16 protein-coding genes are annotated in these 15,904 nt (G+C 72.8%); 4 read left to right on the top strand and 12 right to left on the bottom strand.

Annotation, left to right across the window (positions count from 1 at the left end; genetic code table 11):
- Window positions 1–29: 29 nt before the first annotated feature.
- The gene (locus tag ACKUU6_RS01375) at window positions 30–722 is read right to left on the bottom strand and encodes an AAA family ATPase (RefSeq protein WP_407986504.1); all 693 of its coding nucleotides are present in this window, start codon (window positions 720–722) and stop codon (window positions 30–32) included.
- Between the two features lie 267 nt (window positions 723–989).
- Here ACKUU6_RS01375 and ACKUU6_RS01370 point away from each other — a divergent pair, with 267 nt between their 5' ends.
- Together ACKUU6_RS01370 and ACKUU6_RS01365 are read left to right on the top strand one after the other, a co-directional pair.
- Complete coding sequence (locus ACKUU6_RS01370; protein WP_407986502.1) at window positions 990–1,868, top strand: ATP-grasp domain-containing protein; 879 nt, start codon at window positions 990–992, stop codon at window positions 1,866–1,868.
- On the top strand, window positions 1,865–2,647 hold the full coding sequence (locus tag ACKUU6_RS01365) for an ATP-grasp domain-containing protein (protein WP_407986501.1): 783 nt from the start codon (window positions 1,865–1,867) through the stop codon (window positions 2,645–2,647). Before ACKUU6_RS01370 ends, ACKUU6_RS01365 begins: the two co-directional genes overlap by 4 nt.
- A 60-nt stretch (window positions 2,648–2,707) precedes the next feature.
- On the opposite strand, the gene ACKUU6_RS01360 is transcribed toward ACKUU6_RS01365, so the two are convergent.
- From ACKUU6_RS01360 to ACKUU6_RS01350, 3 genes are all read right to left on the bottom strand, one after another.
- Complete coding sequence (locus ACKUU6_RS01360; protein WP_407986500.1) at window positions 2,708–2,938, bottom strand: ferredoxin; 231 nt, start codon at window positions 2,936–2,938, stop codon at window positions 2,708–2,710.
- Complete coding sequence (locus tag ACKUU6_RS01355) at window positions 2,935–4,128, bottom strand: cytochrome P450 (RefSeq protein WP_407986499.1); 1,194 nt, start codon at window positions 4,126–4,128, stop codon at window positions 2,935–2,937. The genes ACKUU6_RS01360 and ACKUU6_RS01355 overlap by 4 nt, the downstream gene beginning before the upstream one ends.
- A 181-nt stretch (window positions 4,129–4,309) precedes the next feature.
- Window positions 4,310–5,695: a DUF2252 domain-containing protein gene (locus ACKUU6_RS01350; protein ID WP_407986498.1), complete on the bottom strand. Its 1,386-nt coding sequence runs from the start codon at window positions 5,693–5,695 to the stop codon at window positions 4,310–4,312.
- A gap of 80 nt (window positions 5,696–5,775) precedes the next feature.
- Here ACKUU6_RS01350 and ACKUU6_RS01345 point away from each other — a divergent pair, with 80 nt between their 5' ends.
- Entirely contained in the window at window positions 5,776–6,177 is a 402-nt protein-coding gene (locus tag ACKUU6_RS01345) for a TIGR03618 family F420-dependent PPOX class oxidoreductase (protein WP_407986497.1), read from the top strand.
- A gap of 119 nt (window positions 6,178–6,296) precedes the next feature.
- Window positions 6,297–6,488: a hypothetical protein gene (locus ACKUU6_RS01340; RefSeq protein WP_407986496.1), complete on the top strand. Its 192-nt coding sequence runs from the start codon at window positions 6,297–6,299 to the stop codon at window positions 6,486–6,488.
- Here the strand turns inward: ACKUU6_RS01340 and ACKUU6_RS01335 are convergent.
- The 8 genes from ACKUU6_RS01335 to ACKUU6_RS01300 form a co-directional block, all read right to left on the bottom strand.
- A complete protein-coding gene (locus ACKUU6_RS01335; RefSeq protein ID WP_407986495.1) occupies window positions 6,422–8,041 on the bottom strand; it encodes a M4 family metallopeptidase in 1,620 nt (539 codons plus the stop codon). The genes ACKUU6_RS01340 and ACKUU6_RS01335 overlap by 67 nt on opposite strands.
- Window positions 8,042–8,266: 225 nt before the next feature.
- Window positions 8,267–9,067 carry a DUF3050 domain-containing protein gene (locus tag ACKUU6_RS01330; RefSeq protein ID WP_407986494.1) on the bottom strand — a complete coding sequence of 267 codons (801 nt, stop codon included), beginning with the start codon at window positions 9,065–9,067 and terminating at the stop codon, window positions 8,267–8,269.
- Window positions 9,068–9,084: 17 nt separating this feature from the next.
- The gene (locus tag ACKUU6_RS01325; protein ID WP_407986493.1) at window positions 9,085–10,053 is read right to left on the bottom strand and encodes an alpha-ketoacid dehydrogenase subunit beta; all 969 of its coding nucleotides are present in this window, start codon (window positions 10,051–10,053) and stop codon (window positions 9,085–9,087) included.
- Window positions 10,050–11,018, bottom strand: a complete 969-nt coding sequence (locus ACKUU6_RS01320) for a thiamine pyrophosphate-dependent dehydrogenase E1 component subunit alpha (RefSeq protein ID WP_407986492.1) — start codon at window positions 11,016–11,018, stop codon at window positions 10,050–10,052. The genes ACKUU6_RS01325 and ACKUU6_RS01320 overlap by 4 nt, the downstream gene beginning before the upstream one ends.
- A complete protein-coding gene (locus tag ACKUU6_RS01315) occupies window positions 11,015–11,920 on the bottom strand; it encodes a phytanoyl-CoA dioxygenase family protein (protein ID WP_407986491.1) in 906 nt (301 codons plus the stop codon). Before ACKUU6_RS01315 ends, ACKUU6_RS01320 begins: the two co-directional genes overlap by 4 nt.
- Window positions 11,921–11,929: 9 nt before the next feature.
- The gene (gene hppD, locus ACKUU6_RS01310) at window positions 11,930–12,961 is read right to left on the bottom strand and encodes a 4-hydroxyphenylpyruvate dioxygenase (RefSeq protein WP_407986490.1); all 1,032 of its coding nucleotides are present in this window, start codon (window positions 12,959–12,961) and stop codon (window positions 11,930–11,932) included.
- Complete coding sequence (locus ACKUU6_RS01305; RefSeq protein ID WP_407986489.1) at window positions 12,958–14,241, bottom strand: beta-ketoacyl-[acyl-carrier-protein] synthase family protein; 1,284 nt, start codon at window positions 14,239–14,241, stop codon at window positions 12,958–12,960. The genes hppD and ACKUU6_RS01305 overlap by 4 nt, the downstream gene beginning before the upstream one ends.
- An 11-nt stretch (window positions 14,242–14,252) precedes the next feature.
- Window positions 14,253–15,881, bottom strand: a complete 1,629-nt coding sequence (locus ACKUU6_RS01300) for a class I adenylate-forming enzyme family protein (protein ID WP_407986488.1) — start codon at window positions 15,879–15,881, stop codon at window positions 14,253–14,255.
- Window positions 15,882–15,904: the final 23 nt, after the last annotated feature.

Raw genomic sequence — 15,904 nt, 5'->3', positions numbered from 1 at the left:
GGCGGCTCACCCGTCCTGCCTCATGGGTGTCACACGGAGAGCGGCTCGCCGAAGCCGATCCGCCGGAGCTCCAGGGCGCCCGGCCGGGAGAGCAGCACGGTGCTCGCGCAGCCGTCCACCGGACCGGCCGAGGCGGCCAGCCTGGCATGCAGCCGGGCGGTGGCCCGGCGGTGCCTGGCGAAGGCGTACGCGGAGACCCGGCGGCCCCGGGCCCGCTGGCCCTGCTTGGCCTGGGTCGGGCTGCTGTCCAGCACGATCAGGTGCAGCCGGCGGCCCTGCCGGGTAGCGGTCCTGGAGAGCCAGCCGCGCACCCAGGGCAGCGTGCCGCAGTCGTGCACCAGCAGCGGACCGCCCGTCAGCAGGGCCCGCCGCAGCCGCAGGTAGTGCCGCAGCCGCACCAGCGGCCGGTACAGCGCGTACGGCAGCCAGCCGGGCAGGCGGCCGGCCCAGTGCTCCCGGCTCTGCTGGGAGTCGATCACCGGCGCTCTGGCGCAGCGCCGCATCAGGGTGCTCTTGCCGCTGCCCGGGAGCCCGGAGACCACCACCACGTCGTCGGCCGGGTAGAGGAGCACCGGGGGCGTGGGCCGGCGCCGGAGGTCGTGCAGCCCGCGCGGCCGGAGCGGCTCCGGCCCGGTGGGGCCGCGGGAGCCCCTGGGGCGGCCGGGTATCCGTGGTCCGTCCGGAGCCGTCCGGACGGGGCCCGGACTGACGGTCTCGTGCACTGCCCCTCCTTCACGATCCCGATGACCTGCCCTGATCGGACAAGTCTTCATCAAGAGAGAGTAATGGGCCGGTCCGGCGCAGGGCCCGACGGCGGCCGACTGGCGCCTGCCCGCAGCGACTTCGGGACCCGCCCGTGACGTTCCGGATGGCATCGTGGCCGGTCCGTTGCCGATTCCTTACGGTGCGAATGATCTTGGGTCGGCCTGTTCGTGGCATTCTGTCGGTCTCTGACGGGCAGACAGTGGGCGGGGTAGGGGGCGGTGCGGATGAGGTTCTGCTTTCTGGTGGAGGAGCAGTACCGGAACGACGGCATACCGGTGGACGTGGTCCGGCAGCTGGCGGACTGGGGCCACCGGGTCGACGTGCTGCGCCCTGGCGGCTCGCTGCTCGACCTCGGGCGGCTGGTCCGGGCGGGCAGTCACGACGCGTGGGTGCTGAAGACGGTCTCCGGCGGACCGGGGCTCGGCCTGCTGGAGGCCGCCGCGGCGGCCGGGCTGACCACGGTGAACGACGCCCGGTCGATCCGGTGCGTACGGGACAAGGCGAGCGCGGCGGTCCGGGCGGCCGGCCTCGGGCTGCCCGTCCCCGAGACCTGGGCGGCGGCCCGGCTGTCGGACCTGGCGCAGATACCCGCCGACCGCTACCCGCTGGTGGTCAAGCCGGCCGAGGGCAGCCAGGGGCGGTCCGTGCACCGGGTCGACGACCCTGGGCAACTGGTGCTGGCCGCCGGTGAGTTCGCGGGCGAAGGAATGCTGATCGCCCAGCCCTGGGTGCAGAACTCCGGCATCGACCTCAAGGTCTACTGCGTGGACGGCGAACTGTTCGGCACCGAACGGACCTCACCGCTGGTGCCCGGCAAGCGGAAGGAGCGGCCGGTGCCGCTCAGCGCCGAGGTGGCCGCGATCGTCACCGAGGTCGGCGCGGTCTACGGGCTCGACCTGTACGGCGTGGACGTGGTGCTCGGCCCCGACGGGCCGATCGTGGTCGACGTGAACGACTTCCCGAGCTTCCGTCAGGTGCCGGACGCCGTGCCCCGCGTGGCCCGGGCGATCATCAACCTGGCCCGGCGAGGCGCGACGACACCGGCCCCGGTGCTGCCGGTGCCCAGGACGGCGCTGGACGCGGTCGGCGGGGGCGTGCGATGAGGGTCGGCGTGATCGCCTGCGACCCCCGGCACCCGCTGCTGACCGCGACGGCGGCGCTGCTCACGGCGGCCGGGCACTGGGTGGAGTTCGCCGCCCCCGACCCGGCCGACCCGGCCGACGTCTACCTGCTCAAGGCCCGGACGCCGGCCGCGCTGGGGCTGGCCAGGCGGTTGGAGGCGGCGGGTGCGGTGGTTCTCAACTCGGTCGGTGCCACCGAGCGGTGCCAGGACCGGGCGCTGATGGCCGAACTGGCCGGGGAGGCGGGCCTGCCGTTCGCCCCGTCGCTGTCGCCCAACGCGCTGCGCTATCCGCTGGTGGTGAAGAGCAGGCACAGCCGCAAGGACGACCTGGTCGCCAAGGTGCAGGACCCGGCCGGACTGGCCGAGCTCCGGCGGCAGTGGCCGGACGAGCCGGTGGTCCACCAGAAGTTCGCCGAGGGGGACGGCTGGGACCGCAAGCTCTGGGTGGTCGGCCGCCAGGTCTTCGGCGAGCTCCGCCGCTCCGAACTGGCGGCCGGTACCGGCAGCGAGAGCTGGACCGTGCCGTTGGAACTGGCCGAACTGGCGCTCTGGGTGGGCGAGGTGTTCGGCCTGGACGTCTACGGCGTGGACGTCCTGGAGACCGGAGGCGCCCCGCTGATCGTGGACGTGAACGCCTTCCCGGGCATCCGGGGCCAGCAGGGCGCCCCGGAGGCCGTGGTCCGGCTGGTCCAGCGTCAGCGCCCGGTCTCCGCGCGGGAGAGCCGCTGGCCACCGGGGCTCGGCGGCCGGCGGAGCTGACCCGACGCCCGCAGGGCCTGGCCCGTCGGAACGGTGGACCGGGCGGGCGTCGGGGCGGCGTCACCAGTCCGGCGCGACCTGTTCGCCGGTGTCGGTGCGGTGGATGGTGATGGCTTCGACCGGGCAGAACTCGGCCGCCTCGGTGAGCTGGTCGAGGTGGACCGGGGCCGGGGCCAGCAGTTCGGCCCGGCCGTCCGGGCCGAGGGTCAGGTCGGCGGGTGCGGTGGCGGCGCAGGCGCCGGTGCCGACGCAGCGGGTGCGGTCGACCCGGCTCTCCAGCGGGGCGCTCACCAGGTGACCGGGAGGGTGAGCGGGCTGCGGGTGAGCAGGCCCTCGCGCCACTCGATCCGCTCGACGGGGTGGGCGAGCCTGAGCTCCGGCAGCCGGGCGGCCAGGCTGTGCAGGCCGGACTCCAGCTCCATCCGGGCCAACCAGGCACCGAGGCAGTGGTGCGGCCCGGCGCCGAAGGTCAGGGTGGACGCCCCGGCCGGGGCGAACAGGTCCGCCCACTCGCCCTCGGCGGGCACGGGGTGGACCGCCGGGTCGTGGTTGGCCGCGAAGGTGTCGGCGGCCACCACCGCACCGGCCGGGATGGTGACCCCGCCGATCTCCAGCTCCTCGGTGGCCCGCCGGAGCATCCCCGGCAGCGCCGTCCGGTCGCCCAGCGGGATGGTGCGCAGCAGCTGTTCGGTGGCGACGCCGGCCTCGTCCCGGGAGGCGCCGATCCGGGCCCAGGCCGGGCGGTCCTCGGTGAGCAGGAAGACCAGCGCGTTGCCGAGCGTGGTCATGGTGGTCTCGTGCCCGGCGACCACCAGCCCGAGCACCAGCTTGGTGAGCTGCATCTCGGTCACGCCGTCGGTCTCGTCGGCCGCCTGGACCAGGCTGCTGACCAGGTCGTCGCCGGGGCTCTTGCGCCGCTCCAGCACCAGATTGAAGCTGAACTCGGCGAACTCCGCCATCGCCCGCTGGATCTCCTCGGCGGTGTACGCCGTGGTGGAGAGCGCGTGGTCGCTCCAGTCGCCGAGCTTGCGCAGGTCGAGCCCGTCCAGGCCCATCAGCCGGCTGATCACGGCGACCGGCAGCCGCCGGGTGTAGCCGGCGACCACGTCGGCGGGGGCCGGTTGGGCCACCAGCTCGTCGATCAGCTCCTCGACGACCGTGGAGACCCACGGGCGCCAGCGCTCGATCGCCCGGGGGGTGAAGGCGCGTTGGACGGTGCGGCGAAGCTTCTGGTGCTCCACGCCGTCGATGTTCAGCAGGCCGTCCGGGTCGTCCAGCAGGTTCGGGACGACGGAGAGCTCCGGCGCGTCCGGCGCGTAGAGGGAGGCCCGGTCCAGGCGCGGGTCGGTGAGCGCCTGCCGGACGTCGGTGTGCCGGGTGAGCAGCCAGGCCGGGGTGCCGGTGGGGAGTTCGGTGAGCCGAGGCGGACCCGGTTCGGCCTGGCGCAGGCAGTGCAGGGGGACGAGGGGAGCGGTGGTCATGACTGCTTCTTCCTCTGCTGGTGGTGCCGAGGGATACTGGGCCGGGGGACGGGGCGGAGATCGACGGAGCGATTCCGGGCCAGCACTGACCGTAAACCCCGGGGTGTCGCGCCCGACAGGGCGCGAACCGGCCAGCGACCGCACCGTTCCGGTCACGAGCGCCCCCGGCACCACCAGTCGGTCAGATCCCGCTCTCGGCCGGGAGCCGCCCCGCCTTGACGGCCGTGACCAGTTCGGCGTGGTCGGCCTCGGTCCGGTCCGCGTACGCCACCGAGTAGGCGGCGATCGCCTCGTCCAGCGCCTCGTTCTTGCCGCAGTAGCCGGAGACCACCGCGGCGTCCACGGTGTGCGCGTGCGCCCTGGCCAGCAGCGCGCCGGTCAGCCGGCCGTAGTCGTCGAGCTGTCCGGGCTGCAGCGCGGCCGGGTCCACACTGCCCTTGCGGTTGCGGAACTGGCGGACCTGGTAAGGGAGTCCGTCCACCGTGGTCCAGCCCATCAGGGTGTCGCTGACCACCTGCATGCGCTTCTGCCCGAGCACCACCCGCCGCCCCTCGTGGACGGCCGGCCCGGCCACTCCGTACCCGGCCCTGGCCAGATGCGGCAGCAGGACCGAGGGCCTGGCCTCCTTGACCTGGAGGACCAGGGCCTCGCCGCGCTGGTCGAGCAGCAGCACCACGTACGAGCGGGTGCCGACGCTGCCGGTGCCGACCACCCGGAAGGCCACGTCCTGGACGCTGTACCGGGACAGCAGCGGGTGCAACTCGGCCGGGACGGTGGCCAGGTAGTCGGTCAGGGCCGAGGCCACCCCCGAGGCGGTGCGGTCGTCGACCTCGCTGAGCACGGGCGGGGCGGGGGTGAAGCGGTACCGGCCGTCCCCGTCCGCCACGGTGGCCTTGGCGGCGAACCGGGCGCTGGTGTTGCGCAGCGCCTTGGCGGCCACCGCGCTGATCACGTCCCGGAGTTCGTGCGCGTCGGCGACGGCGACCAGCTGCTCGTCGGCGATCGCGTTCCACGCCTCTATGGCGGGCATCGCGGCCAGCACCCGCATGGTCCGACGGTAGGAGCCGACCGTGTCGTACGCGGCACCCCGGCACTCGTCCTCGCTCGCGCCGGACTGACGGCCCGCCAGCACCAGGCTGGCGGCCAGCCGCTTGAGGTCCCACTCCCAGGGGCCGGGGACGGTCTCGTCGAAGTCGTTGATGTCCATCACCAGCCGGCCCCTGGCGTCGCCGTACAGGCCGAAGTTGGCGGCGTGCGCGTCCCCGCAGAGCTGGGCGGTCAGGCCGCTGGTGGGGCTGACGGCCAGGTCGTGGGCCATCAGCCCGGCGGAGCCGCGCAGGAAGGCGAACGGCGAGGCGGCCATCCGCCCGGTGCGGATCGGCGCCAGGTGCGGCAGCCGTCCGACGTTGGCGGACTCCACCGACGCCACCACGTCCGGCCGGTCGGCCGGCAGCTCCAGCCGGCCGTGCGACTCGCGCGGCGTCTTCTCCCGCAGTCGCTTGCCGCGGCGTCTCGCCCCGCCCTGCGGCGGCCAGGCCGCGAACCCCTCGACGTCGAACTCCCGCACTGTGACCCCTCCCGTACCCGGTTGACGGGAGGTACCGTACCGCGCGCCGACGCCGCCGAGCAGGCACGTAGCATTCCGGCATGGCTCATGACCTCGGCGCCCTCGGTGACTCCTTCCACGACTTCTGGCGGGAACGCCACCTGGCCACCTTCACCACGCTGCGCCCGGACGGCACCCCGCACGTCGCCCCGGTCGGGGTGACGTACGACCCGGAGACAAGGATCGCCCGGGTGATCAGCAGCGGCAGCAGCCGGAAGGCGCTCAACGTGCTGGCCGCCGGGGAGGCCGGGCTGCGGGTGGCGGTCTGCCAGGTGGACGGGGCGCGGTGGTGCACGCTGGAGGGCAGGGCAGTGGTCCGGTCCGAGCCCGAGGCGGTCGCCGAGGCGGTACGCCGGTACACCGAGCGGTACCGGGCGCCCAGGGTGAACCCGGCGCGGGTGGCGATCGAGATCGCCGTGGACCGGGTGCTCGGGCGGTTCTGAGCGGTTTCCCCACGGTTCTCGGCCAGAGTGAACAGTGGGACGTTTATCGGCTGTTGAGCCGGGCGGGGCAGCATCGGCGGAGTCGAACTCACGTACCGTCAGATTGCGAAGCCCTCACCGTGAACGAGCAGGACACCGCCAACTTCCAACGGCTGCTGGACCGGCTGGCCGGCTACTTCGAGGCGGACGCCGGGACGGTCCGGAGCGGTGACCCGCTCCGGACCGAACGCACACTGCCGACGAGTCAGTTGACCGCGACGGCGGACCAGGCGGCGGCGACCGCGGCGTACTCGGTGCTGCCGGCCCCGTAGAGGTCGGTGGTGGCCTTGAGGGTGGCGGTGCGGGCGCCCGCGTAGTCGGTGCCGGAGGTCATGTAGACCGTCAGCGCGCGGTACCAGATCTTGCCCAGCTTTTCCCGGCCGATGCCGCCGACGGTCGAGCCGTTGCAGGTCGGGCTGTCGTAGGAGACGCCGTTGACCACCCGGGCGCCGCTGCCCTCGGCGAGCAGGAAGGCGAAGTGGTTGGCCACGCCGGAGGAGTAGTGCACGTCCAGGCCGCCCACGCTGGAGCTCCAGCAGTCCGCGGACTTGGTGTCCTTGGACGGCTTGTCCATGAAGCGCAGCGCCTCCTTGCCGAAGCCCGGCTTCACGATCTCCTCGCCGATCAGGTAGTCACCGGGGTCGCCGGCGTTGGCGGCGTACCACTCCACCAGGGTGCCGAAGATGTCCGAGGTGGCCTCGTTCAGGCCGCCGGACTCGCCGGAGTAGGTGAGCTTGGCGGTCCGCGAGGTGACACCGTGGGACATCTCGTGCCCGGCCACGTCCAGCGAGACCAGCGGGCCGAAGACGTTGCCGTCCCCGTCGCCGTACGTCATGCAGAAGCAACTGTCTTGCCAGAAGGCGTTGTTGTAGGCGCTGCCGTAGTGCACCCGGTTGTACGCGCCCTTGCCGTCGCCGGCGATGCCGTTCCGCCCGTGCACGTTCTTGTAGTAGTCCCAGGTGACGTTGGTGCCGTACTGGGCGTCCACCGCCGCGGTGGCGCGGTCGGCGTTGCTGCCGGTGCCCCAGTGGTTGTCGGCGTCGGTGAACAGGGTCGCGGGCGCCCGGCTGAAGCAGATGGTGCCGAAGCACAGGTCGGTCTTGTTGGCCGCGTCACCGGTGTAGGTGTTGCCCCGGGTCGGGTCCTTGAGCTGGTAGGTGGAGCCGGAGAGGGTGGACTCCAGCGGGACGGTGCCGCCGTAGAGGGACTGCCCGTCGCCGGTGGCGGTCTCGATCGCGTCCCAGGCGTCGATCTGTGCGCCGGTCCGGGCGTCCACCAGCACGGTGCGGGCGACCGGGTTGCCCAGCGAGTCCTGCCCGCTCGCGGTGGTCTGCCAGGCCAGCCGGGGCGCTCCGTGTAGTGCGTCGATGACCAACTGCGTTGCGGATTCGGCCTGCTGGACGGCCTTGCCCTCCGCCCTGGCGGAGCGGTTCAGCTCACCGACGGCCAGCTGCCCGGCGCGGTCGGCGGAGACCGAGGGCGTGGTGGAGGCGACGGCTATCGGGCCCGCCACGGCACGGTCGGTGGACTTGGCCGCGCCGCCGGGTGCCAGATGGACGACCAGGTCGCCGCCCAGCACGGGTAGCCCCGCGTAGGTGCGGTCGTACCGGATGTGCCGACTGCCGTCCGGATCGGCCATCACGTCCCGGACGGTCCGGCCCTCGCCCGCCACAGCGGTCCGATCGAGCGCGGCCTCGGCACCGGCGGGGCCGGCCGAACGGGAGGCCGCGCCGTCGGGGGTGACGGCCGGGGCGGCGGCGGTGAGCGTGCCGGCGGCCAGGGCGACCACGGTGGCGACGGCGGCGGTTCGCATGCGGATGTGCATCGTGCTCCTCGGATCTCGGGGGCGCCGGAAGGACCGAGCCATGGGTCGGCCCGGTCCCCGGGCGGGATGCGATGAGACAGACTGCGAACCGGCAGCGAACCGTCGAGCGCACGGGTGAGGGGGAGGCGCTGTACGTCGGAGGACTGGGAGGGGGACGCTGCCGGGACGCCTTTCTACATGTACCGGTCAGGTTGTGTCCAGAGTGCGTTCCCCACCGGCCTCCTGTCAGTCCGTCAGCTCCTCGAACGCCGTCTGGACGCTGGTCCAGAGCTCGACCCGGCCCGCCAGGGCGGTCCGCACGGTCTCCCCGCACTCGTCCCACTTCTGCTGGTCGTCACCGCACAGGTCGATCAGCATCTGCATCGCCATCGGCGTGTGCTGCTCGCCGTCCACCTCGATGTGGCGGGCCAGGTAGTCCTTGAAAACGGTGAGGGTGCCGTCCGGGTCCTCGATCCGGATCACCTGCTCGAACATCTCCGGGATCAGGTCCTCGCGGCCGAAGGCGAAGGCCGCCGCCCGGCAGTGCACCGGCGCGTTCTCGATGATGCTCCAGGTGATGGAGGTGAAGTCGGCCGCCGCCGCGGGTACTTGCGCCAGCTTGAGCGCCTCCGGCACCGGGGTGCCACTGCCCAGCAGCTCCAGGAAGGCGGTCATCGGCGCGGTGTCGGCGCCCGCCTGGCGCATGCCGTCGAGGTACAGCTCGAAGTGGCTGGTGAAGCCCTCTCCCAGCTGGTCGCTCTCCTCCACCAGCACGATCTCGTTGATCAGTCTTCGGCTCGCGGTCGGACCGGTCGGCAGCCACGGCACGTCCACGCTGGTGAGCTCGCGTTGAAGGCTCTTCAGCAGCGACATGAAGTCCCAGACGGCGAAGACGTGGCGTTCGAGGAAGGCGCGGACCCGGGGCCGGCTGTTCAGCTCGGCGTAGACGGAGTGGTCCACCACCTGGCGGCGGAGCGGCTCGATGGCCGCCTGGAGGCCGGACAGGCCCGGGTGCGTACGGTCCCAGCTGTAACGGTTGTCGGACATCTCTGCTCCCGGGAGGCTCAGTGTGCGAGGACGGCGAGAACGGCGTGCCGGAGTTGGTCCCGGCCGGGCTGGAGAGCCCGGTCGAGCTCGCGGGCGAACGGCAGTACGGCGCCGTCCGGGCGGGTGATCCGGCGGGGTGGGGCGGTCAGGCGGTACTGCTCGGCGGCGGTGGCCAGGATCTCCGCCCCGATCCCACAACTGCGGTTGGAGTCGTCGATCACCACCAAGCGCCCGGTCTTCTCCAGCGAGGCGCCGAGAGCCTCCCAGTCGAAGGGATGGAGGGTGCGCGGGTCAAGCACTTCGACCGAGATTCCGTACGCGTCCAACTCCCCAGCCACGGCCAGGGCTTCGTGCACCAGATGGCCGACGGCGACCACCGTGACATCGGTGCCGGGCCGGTGGACCCGGGCCCGGCCGAGCGGGACCGCGGTGAGCGGCCCGGTGACGTCCTCGCGGACGCCGAGCGCCGCCGCCGGGGCGAAGACCACCACCGGGTCGGGATCGGCGATGGCGGAACGGAGCAGTCCGTAGGCGTCGGTCGGGGTCGCGGGCACCACCGTCTTCACGCCCATGTGTGCGAACAGCCCGTACGGATGGTCCGAGTGTTGCCCGGCCCAGCCGTCCCGGGAGCCCGAGCCCGGTACCAGGCAGGTCAGCGGCACACTGGCCTGACCACCCGTCATCAGCGAGAACTTGTGAGCCTGGTTCACCAGTTGCTCGAAGGCCAAGAAGAGCAGGGCGGGAATCTGGAACTCGATCACCGGCCGCAGCCCGGCCAGGGCCGCACCGACCGCCACCCCGGTGAAGCCCTGCTCGGAGAGCGGGGTGTCCACCACCCGCGCCGACCCGAACCGCTTCTGCAGTCCGAGGGTGGGCCCGGCCAGGCCGGCCCCGATGTCCTCACCGAGCAGACAGACCGAGGGGTCCTCGGCCAGCGCGTCGGCCAGCGCCCGGTTCAGTGCCTTGGTGTACGAGAGCCGGCTCATGCCGCCGCCCCCGCCCTCGGCCGTAGTCCGCTCGCGTACAGGTGGTCGGAGGCGCCGGCCGGATCGGGCGCGGGTGAGCCGAGCGCGAACTCCCGTGAGCCCCGCAGCTGTTCGGCCACCTCGGCGTCCAGGGTGGTGGTGTCCCCGATCAGTGCCGCAGCCCGGGTGAGCGGGTCGCGGTTCCGCCAGGATGCGACCTCCTCGGCCGTACGGTAGTCCAGCTTGATCCGCCGCTCCATGGTGTGGTGGCCCTCGAACCGGTACGTCCGGCACTCCAGGAAGCTCGGCCCACCGCCCTCCCGGGCACGGGCGACCGCCGCCAGCGCGGCCGCCCGGACGGCCTCGGTGTCCATCCCGTCCACCGTCACCGCCGGTATGCCGAAGGCCTCGGCCCGACCCAGGACGCTGCCCGCCACCCCGATAGCGGCCGGCAGGGTGGTGGCGTAGCCGTTGTTCTCGCAGACGAAGACCACCGGAACCCGCCACATCGCCGCCAGGTTGAAGGACTCCAGCAGGACACCCTGGTTGAGCGCGCCGTCCCCGAAGAAACTCGCCACCACTCTTTGCTCACCCGTCAGTTGGGCCGCCCAAGCGGCGCCGACAGCGATCGGCGCACCCGCGCCGACGATGCCGTTCGCGCCCAAGATGCCGAGCGAGAGGTCGGCGGCGTGCATCGAGCCGCCCCGGCCCCGGTTCAACCCGCCTTCCCGGCCGGTCAGTTCGGCCAGCAGACGGGCCGGGTCCGCGCCCTTGGCGAGCACGTGGCCGTGGCCCCGGTGGGTGCTCGTCAGCCGGTCCTCCGGCCCCAGCGCCGAGCAGACCCCGACCGCGACGGCCTCCTGGCCGACGTACGGATGGATGCCGCCGATGACGTCGCCGGAGCGGACCAGCTCCAGGGCCAGTTCCTCGAAGCCCCGGATCAGCCGGACCATCCGGTACCGGTCGGCGGGAGAGTCCAGGCTCATACCGCTCCCCGCCAGATCGGCGGGCAGAACTCCGGGTCCGCGTAGTCGGGGCGTCCGTCGGCCGTCCGGCGGACCAGGATGTCGTGGTTGTAGGCGACCTGGGTGCCGTCGGGCCGGGTGTGCGCGCGGTACTCGTTGGCGCCGTCCTGGAGATGCAGCGAGACCGCCCGGCGCGGGGTCGCCGCCAGGTTGGGGCCGCTGCCGTGGTAGGTGCGGCAGTGGTGGAAGCTGACGTGGCCGCGCGGGATCACCATCGGGATCTTGCGGACCTGGGCGCCGTTGAACTGGGCGTTCTCGATCAGCAGTTGCTCCAGCTCGCTGCGGTCGCGCTGGGCGAAGTGGCGGCTGGAGTCCTCCTCGGCCGGCCGCTCCTGCCAGCGGTGACTGCCATCCACCATGGTGATGGTGCCCAGCTCCTCCCCGCAGTCGTGGAACGGCACGAACGCGGTCAGCATCCGTTCGGAGGTGCTGGTGGCCCAGTAGTGCCGGTCGAAGTGCCAGGGCACCCGGTTGCTGGGTTCGCCCGCGATGGGCGGCTTGTAGATCAGGGTGGCCTGGAAGACCCGGATCTCCTCGGCCTCGGCCAGTAGCGCGGCGACGGCCCCGAGCAGCGGCTTGCGCAGGATCCGCCCGATCGCCTCGCTCTCGTAGTGCACGTAGTCGTTGTGCCGCTGCACCGGCCCGTGCGACGGATCCCAGGCGGCCAGGTTCGGCGGTCGGACGGCCAAGGCGCGGTCGCGGTGGCCCTCGTAGTACTTCTCGGTGGCGTCCTGGAGGAGGTTGAGCTCCTCGTCGGTGAACAGCTTCCGGGAGAGGTACCAGCCGTGCTCGGCGTACCCCGCCACCTCGGCCGGCGTCGGCAGCAGGGCCCGTTCGGCCTCGGTCAGTTCGAACTCGGTCATCGGTGCTCCTCAGGTGGCCGGGGCGGGGGTGGAGGTGACGGTTTCGGCGGCGGCCGGGGTGGCGGTGACCGTCGTGGCGGCGTGTTGGCGCTCGACGGCCTCGTACAGGGCCCGGATGTTGGCGGAGCCGAAGGTTCCCGCACCTTGACGCTCTATCAGCTCCAGGAAGAAGGTCCGCCGGTCGTGCGCCGAGCGGGTGAAGATCTGGTACAGCTGGCCGCCGTGGTCCTGGTCCACCAGCACGTTCAGCTCGCGCAGGGTCTCGACCGGGACGCCGGTGGCCCCGATCCGGTCAGGTAGCGAGTCGTAGTAGGTCTGCGGGGTGGTGAGGAACTCGACGCCGCGAGAAACGAGTTCGCGTACGGCGGTGGCGATGTCGCCGGTGTGGAAGGCCAGGTGCTGGACGCCCGGGCCCCGGTGCCGGTCCAGGAAGGTGTCGATCTGACCCGGCGGCCGGGCGGTGTCCGGCTCGATCAGGGTGAAGGTGACCAGGCCGGACGGACTCTGCACCACGCTGGAGTCCATCGCCTGGGCGCCGACCTCGATGTACTCGTCGAAGATCCGGTGAAAGCCGAGCGCCTGCTCGCAGAACTTCACCGCACCGGCCAGCTCCCCGGCCGGGACGCAGAGTGCGGCGTGGTCCAGGAACTGCAACAGGTCAGTTGTGGCGGCCGGCTGCTCCGGATCAGCGACGAAGCGCAGGGCCACGTCGCCGAAGCCCGCCACCAGGCCGGGCGCCAGCGGTCGGGCTCCGTTGCGGAGCGCCTGGTCCAGTGCGGCCGCCGGATCGGTGCAGCCGAGTGCGAAGACCGCCACCCCGTCGCCGTGCCGGGCCACGAACTCGGCCACCGGATGGACCGGTTGGTCGGCCGAGCAGAGCAGGAGGCGGATCGCGCCCTGGCTCACCCAGATCCGGCGGACGCCCGGTTCGGTGGCGGCCGGTGGCTCCGGGGTGAAGGCGTACGCTTCGACCAGGTGGGCAGCGAACCGGTCCGCGTCGGCGCAGTGGAACTCGACGTGGGCGATGCTCTGGACGGTCAACGGGTCTCTCCCGGCTGGTGTCTGGTGGCGCGGGTGGACGGCGGCCCGAAGATCAGGCTGAGGTTGTGACCGCCGAAGGCGAAGGAGTTGGAGAGTGCGGCTCGGACCCGGCCGGTGCGCGCGGTGCTGCGGACGTGGTCGAGATCGCAGGCGGGGTCGGGATCGTCCAGATTGACGGTGGGCGGCAGTTCGCCCCAGGCCACGGCCAGTACCGAGACCACCGCCTCGACCGCACCGGCCGCACCCAGCAGGTGACCGGTGGCGCCCTTGGTCGAGCTCACGGCCGGCTGCCCGGTGCCGAAGACCGTATGCAGCGCGGCGACTTCGGCCAGGTCGCCGAGCTTGGTGCCGGTGCCGTGCGCGTTGACGTAGTCGATGTCACCGGGAGTCAGACCGGCGCTGCGCAGCGCCAGGCGCATCGCGTCGGCCGCTCCGGCGCCGTCCGGACGGGGCATGGTGGGGTGGTGCGCGTCGGTGCTGCCGCCCCAGCCGACCAGGTCGGCGTAGCCCGCCGCACCTCGGGCGTCAGCGTGCTCGGCCCGTTCGACCACCAGGGCAGCGCTGCCCTCACCGAGCACGAAGCCGTTCCGCCGGGCGTCGAACGGACGGCTGGCGCGTCCGGGGTCCTCCCAACCCTGGGCCAGCGCATGGGCATTGGTGAACGCGGCGGCAATGGTCGGATGCAGCGAGGACTCGCTGCCGCCGCACACCACCACGTCCGCCTCGCCGGCCCGGATCAGCCGGAGCGCCTCGGCGACCGCCTGGGCCCCCGCCGCGCAGGCGGTGACGGGTGCCGAACTGTAGCCCCGGACACCGTGCTTGATGGCGATCCGGGCGGCCGCCATGTTGGCCAGCATGCCGGGCAGCAGGTAGGGGCTGACGGCGGGCCGACCGCGCTCAAGACGGCGGTGCGACTGCTGCTCGAAGGTCTCCAGGCCCGCGCCGCCGGTGCCCAGCACCACGGCGATCCGGTCCGGGGCGACGTCCCGGCCGACCACGATCCCGGCGTCGGCCAGCGCGTCGTCGGCGGCGGCCAGCGCCAGCAGTACGAACCGGTCCACGCAGCGGGTCCCGGTCGGCGGCAGTACCTCGCGGCCGTCGATCGCGGGAGCGATCCCAGCGGCCCGCAGCCAGCCGAACGCCGGGTGGCCTTCGGGGACCGGGCCGATGCCCGTGCGTCCGGCGGTGAGCGCCTCGAAGACCTCCGGAACCTTCCGGCCCAGGGGCGTGAACAGGCCGAGGCCGGTCACCACGGCGCCGGTCACGGGGCCAGAACTCACCGGGGCGGCGGTCACCGGGCGATCCCGGTGGTGCTGCTCGCGAGGTGCCACTCGCGGAGCAGGACCTTGCGGACCTTGCCCGTGGGCCCGAGCGGGATGCGGTCGTCCGGGACCATCAGCACCCGGCGTACGGTGGCGGCCACCCGTTCGTCCAGTGAGGCCGTCACTTCCTTGGTGCGGTCGGCCAGTTGGTCGGCCTCCGGATCGAGCTGGAGCAGCACGTCGGTGACCACGTCGTCACCCTCGCGGACCGCGACCACCGTGCAGTCCAGCACCTCGGGGCAGGCAGCGAGCACCCGCTCCTCGGACATCGCGGTGTACAGCCGGTGCCCGTCGGGGAGTTCGACCGAGTCGACCGCGCGGTCCACGTGGTAGTAGTAGCCCTCCTCGTCCCGGTACACCAGGTCGCCGGTGAGGAAGTAGCCACGGACCCGGGTGCGGAAGGTGGTGACCGAGTCGTTCCAGTAACCGAGTGCCAGCGTGGGGGAGTTGGTGCCCAGTTCGCCGATCTCGTTCGGACCGAGCTCGGTGCTGTCCGGGCCGAAGACGGCGCAGTCCACGAAGGCGTGCGGGCGGCCGACGCAGCGGCCGTAGCGGTCGGTGTCGCGACTGTGCGTGATGAAGAAGTGCGAGTGGCCCATCTCGGTGGAGCCGAGGCCGTCCACGAACACCGAGCCGGGGGTGCGGACCCGGCCCGCGCGGGTGACCTCCTCACGGGAGCCCGTGGCGATCAGGCGGCGGATGTGCGCCTCGTGCGCGCAGTCACCGGTGTTCCACCAGAGCGCCACGCTGTTTAGCTGACGGCTGCTCAGGTTGTGCCGGGCGAGGTCGGCCCAGGTGGCCGCGAAGCCGATGACTCCGCGTGGTTGCCAGCTCTCCACCGCGTCCAGTACGCCCGCGCCGCCCTGCGCGGAGAGCAGCGCGAGCTGGGCCTGCGAACTCAGCGCCAGATTGGTGATGATCAGTGTGGCGGCGTGCGGGGAGGGCAGCGCGGAGAGCATCCGCTCCGAGCCCTGTGGGCGCGGCAGCGCCAGGCGGTGCCGGATCGCCGCGTACAGGCTGTCGTGCGAGTGCACCACGGCCTTGGGCAGGCCGGTCGTGCCGGAGGAGTGGGTGATCGCCACCGGGTCGCCGCCCCAGTGCCGGTACGGCTCGGGGGCGGCGGCCGGGTCGCCGTCGGCGAGCGAGGCGATCTCCGGCAGGAGCGGGGCACCCGGGTCGTACCCGGTCAGCAGCTCGAGGTGGGCAGGGTCGGTCAACACACCGGTGGCGCGGAGCCGGTGGATGTAGCGGGCCGCCTTCTGGCCGTCCAGGTTGGGGTTGAGCAGCGCCGGGATCGCGCCGAGCCTGGCCAGCGCCAGGAAGCCGAGCACGTGGTCGGCGGCGGCGCTCGCGTAGATCACCACCGGGTCGCGGCGGCCGATGCCGAGCTTGTGCAGGGCGGCGGCTCGGGCGCGGACGGCGCGGTCCAGCTCCCGCAGCGTGAAGGGCTGCCAGGCGGCGTGGTCGTCGACGGGGGTGTCGAAGGTCAGCAGTGGTTCGTCGAGGCCCTCGCCGAGGGCGATCCGGGTGGTCAGGACGTTGCCTGCGCCCACGGCGGGGTCGTCCGCCAGTCGGGCCCGGATGCTGCGGATGCTCACGGTGGATCTGTCCCTCCCGATGG

Source organism: Kitasatospora sp. CMC57 (assembly GCF_045866025.2).
In the GTDB taxonomy this organism is placed as follows: Bacteria; Actinomycetota; Actinomycetes; order Streptomycetales; family Streptomycetaceae; genus Kitasatospora.
Note: the sequence above shows the minus strand (reverse complement) of the source record. Positions and strands in the feature narration are given on the sequence as shown.

What these genes read in the sequence shown, in the direction of transcription:
- ACKUU6_RS01370 (WP_407986502.1), top strand. Translation starts at nt 990, where the DNA reads ATGAGGTTCTGCTTTCTGGTGGAGGAGCAGTACCGGAACGACGGCATA.
- ACKUU6_RS01365 (WP_407986501.1), top strand. Translation starts at nt 1,865, where the DNA reads ATGAGGGTCGGCGTGATCGCCTGCGACCCCCGGCACCCGCTGCTGACC.
- ACKUU6_RS01355 (WP_407986499.1), bottom strand. Translation starts at nt 4,128, where the DNA reads ATGACCACCGCTCCCCTCGTCCCCCTGCACTGCCTGCGCCAGGCCGAA.
- ACKUU6_RS01345 (WP_407986497.1), top strand. Translation starts at nt 5,776, where the DNA reads ATGGCTCATGACCTCGGCGCCCTCGGTGACTCCTTCCACGACTTCTGG.
- ACKUU6_RS01335 (WP_407986495.1), bottom strand. Translation starts at nt 8,041, where the DNA reads ATGCACATCCGCATGCGAACCGCCGCCGTCGCCACCGTGGTCGCCCTG.
- ACKUU6_RS01330 (WP_407986494.1), bottom strand. Translation starts at nt 9,067, where the DNA reads ATGTCCGACAACCGTTACAGCTGGGACCGTACGCACCCGGGCCTGTCC.
- ACKUU6_RS01325 (WP_407986493.1), bottom strand. Translation starts at nt 10,053, where the DNA reads ATGAGCCGGCTCTCGTACACCAAGGCACTGAACCGGGCGCTGGCCGAC.
- ACKUU6_RS01320 (WP_407986492.1), bottom strand. Translation starts at nt 11,018, where the DNA reads ATGAGCCTGGACTCTCCCGCCGACCGGTACCGGATGGTCCGGCTGATC.
- ACKUU6_RS01315 (WP_407986491.1), bottom strand. Translation starts at nt 11,920, where the DNA reads ATGACCGAGTTCGAACTGACCGAGGCCGAACGGGCCCTGCTGCCGACG.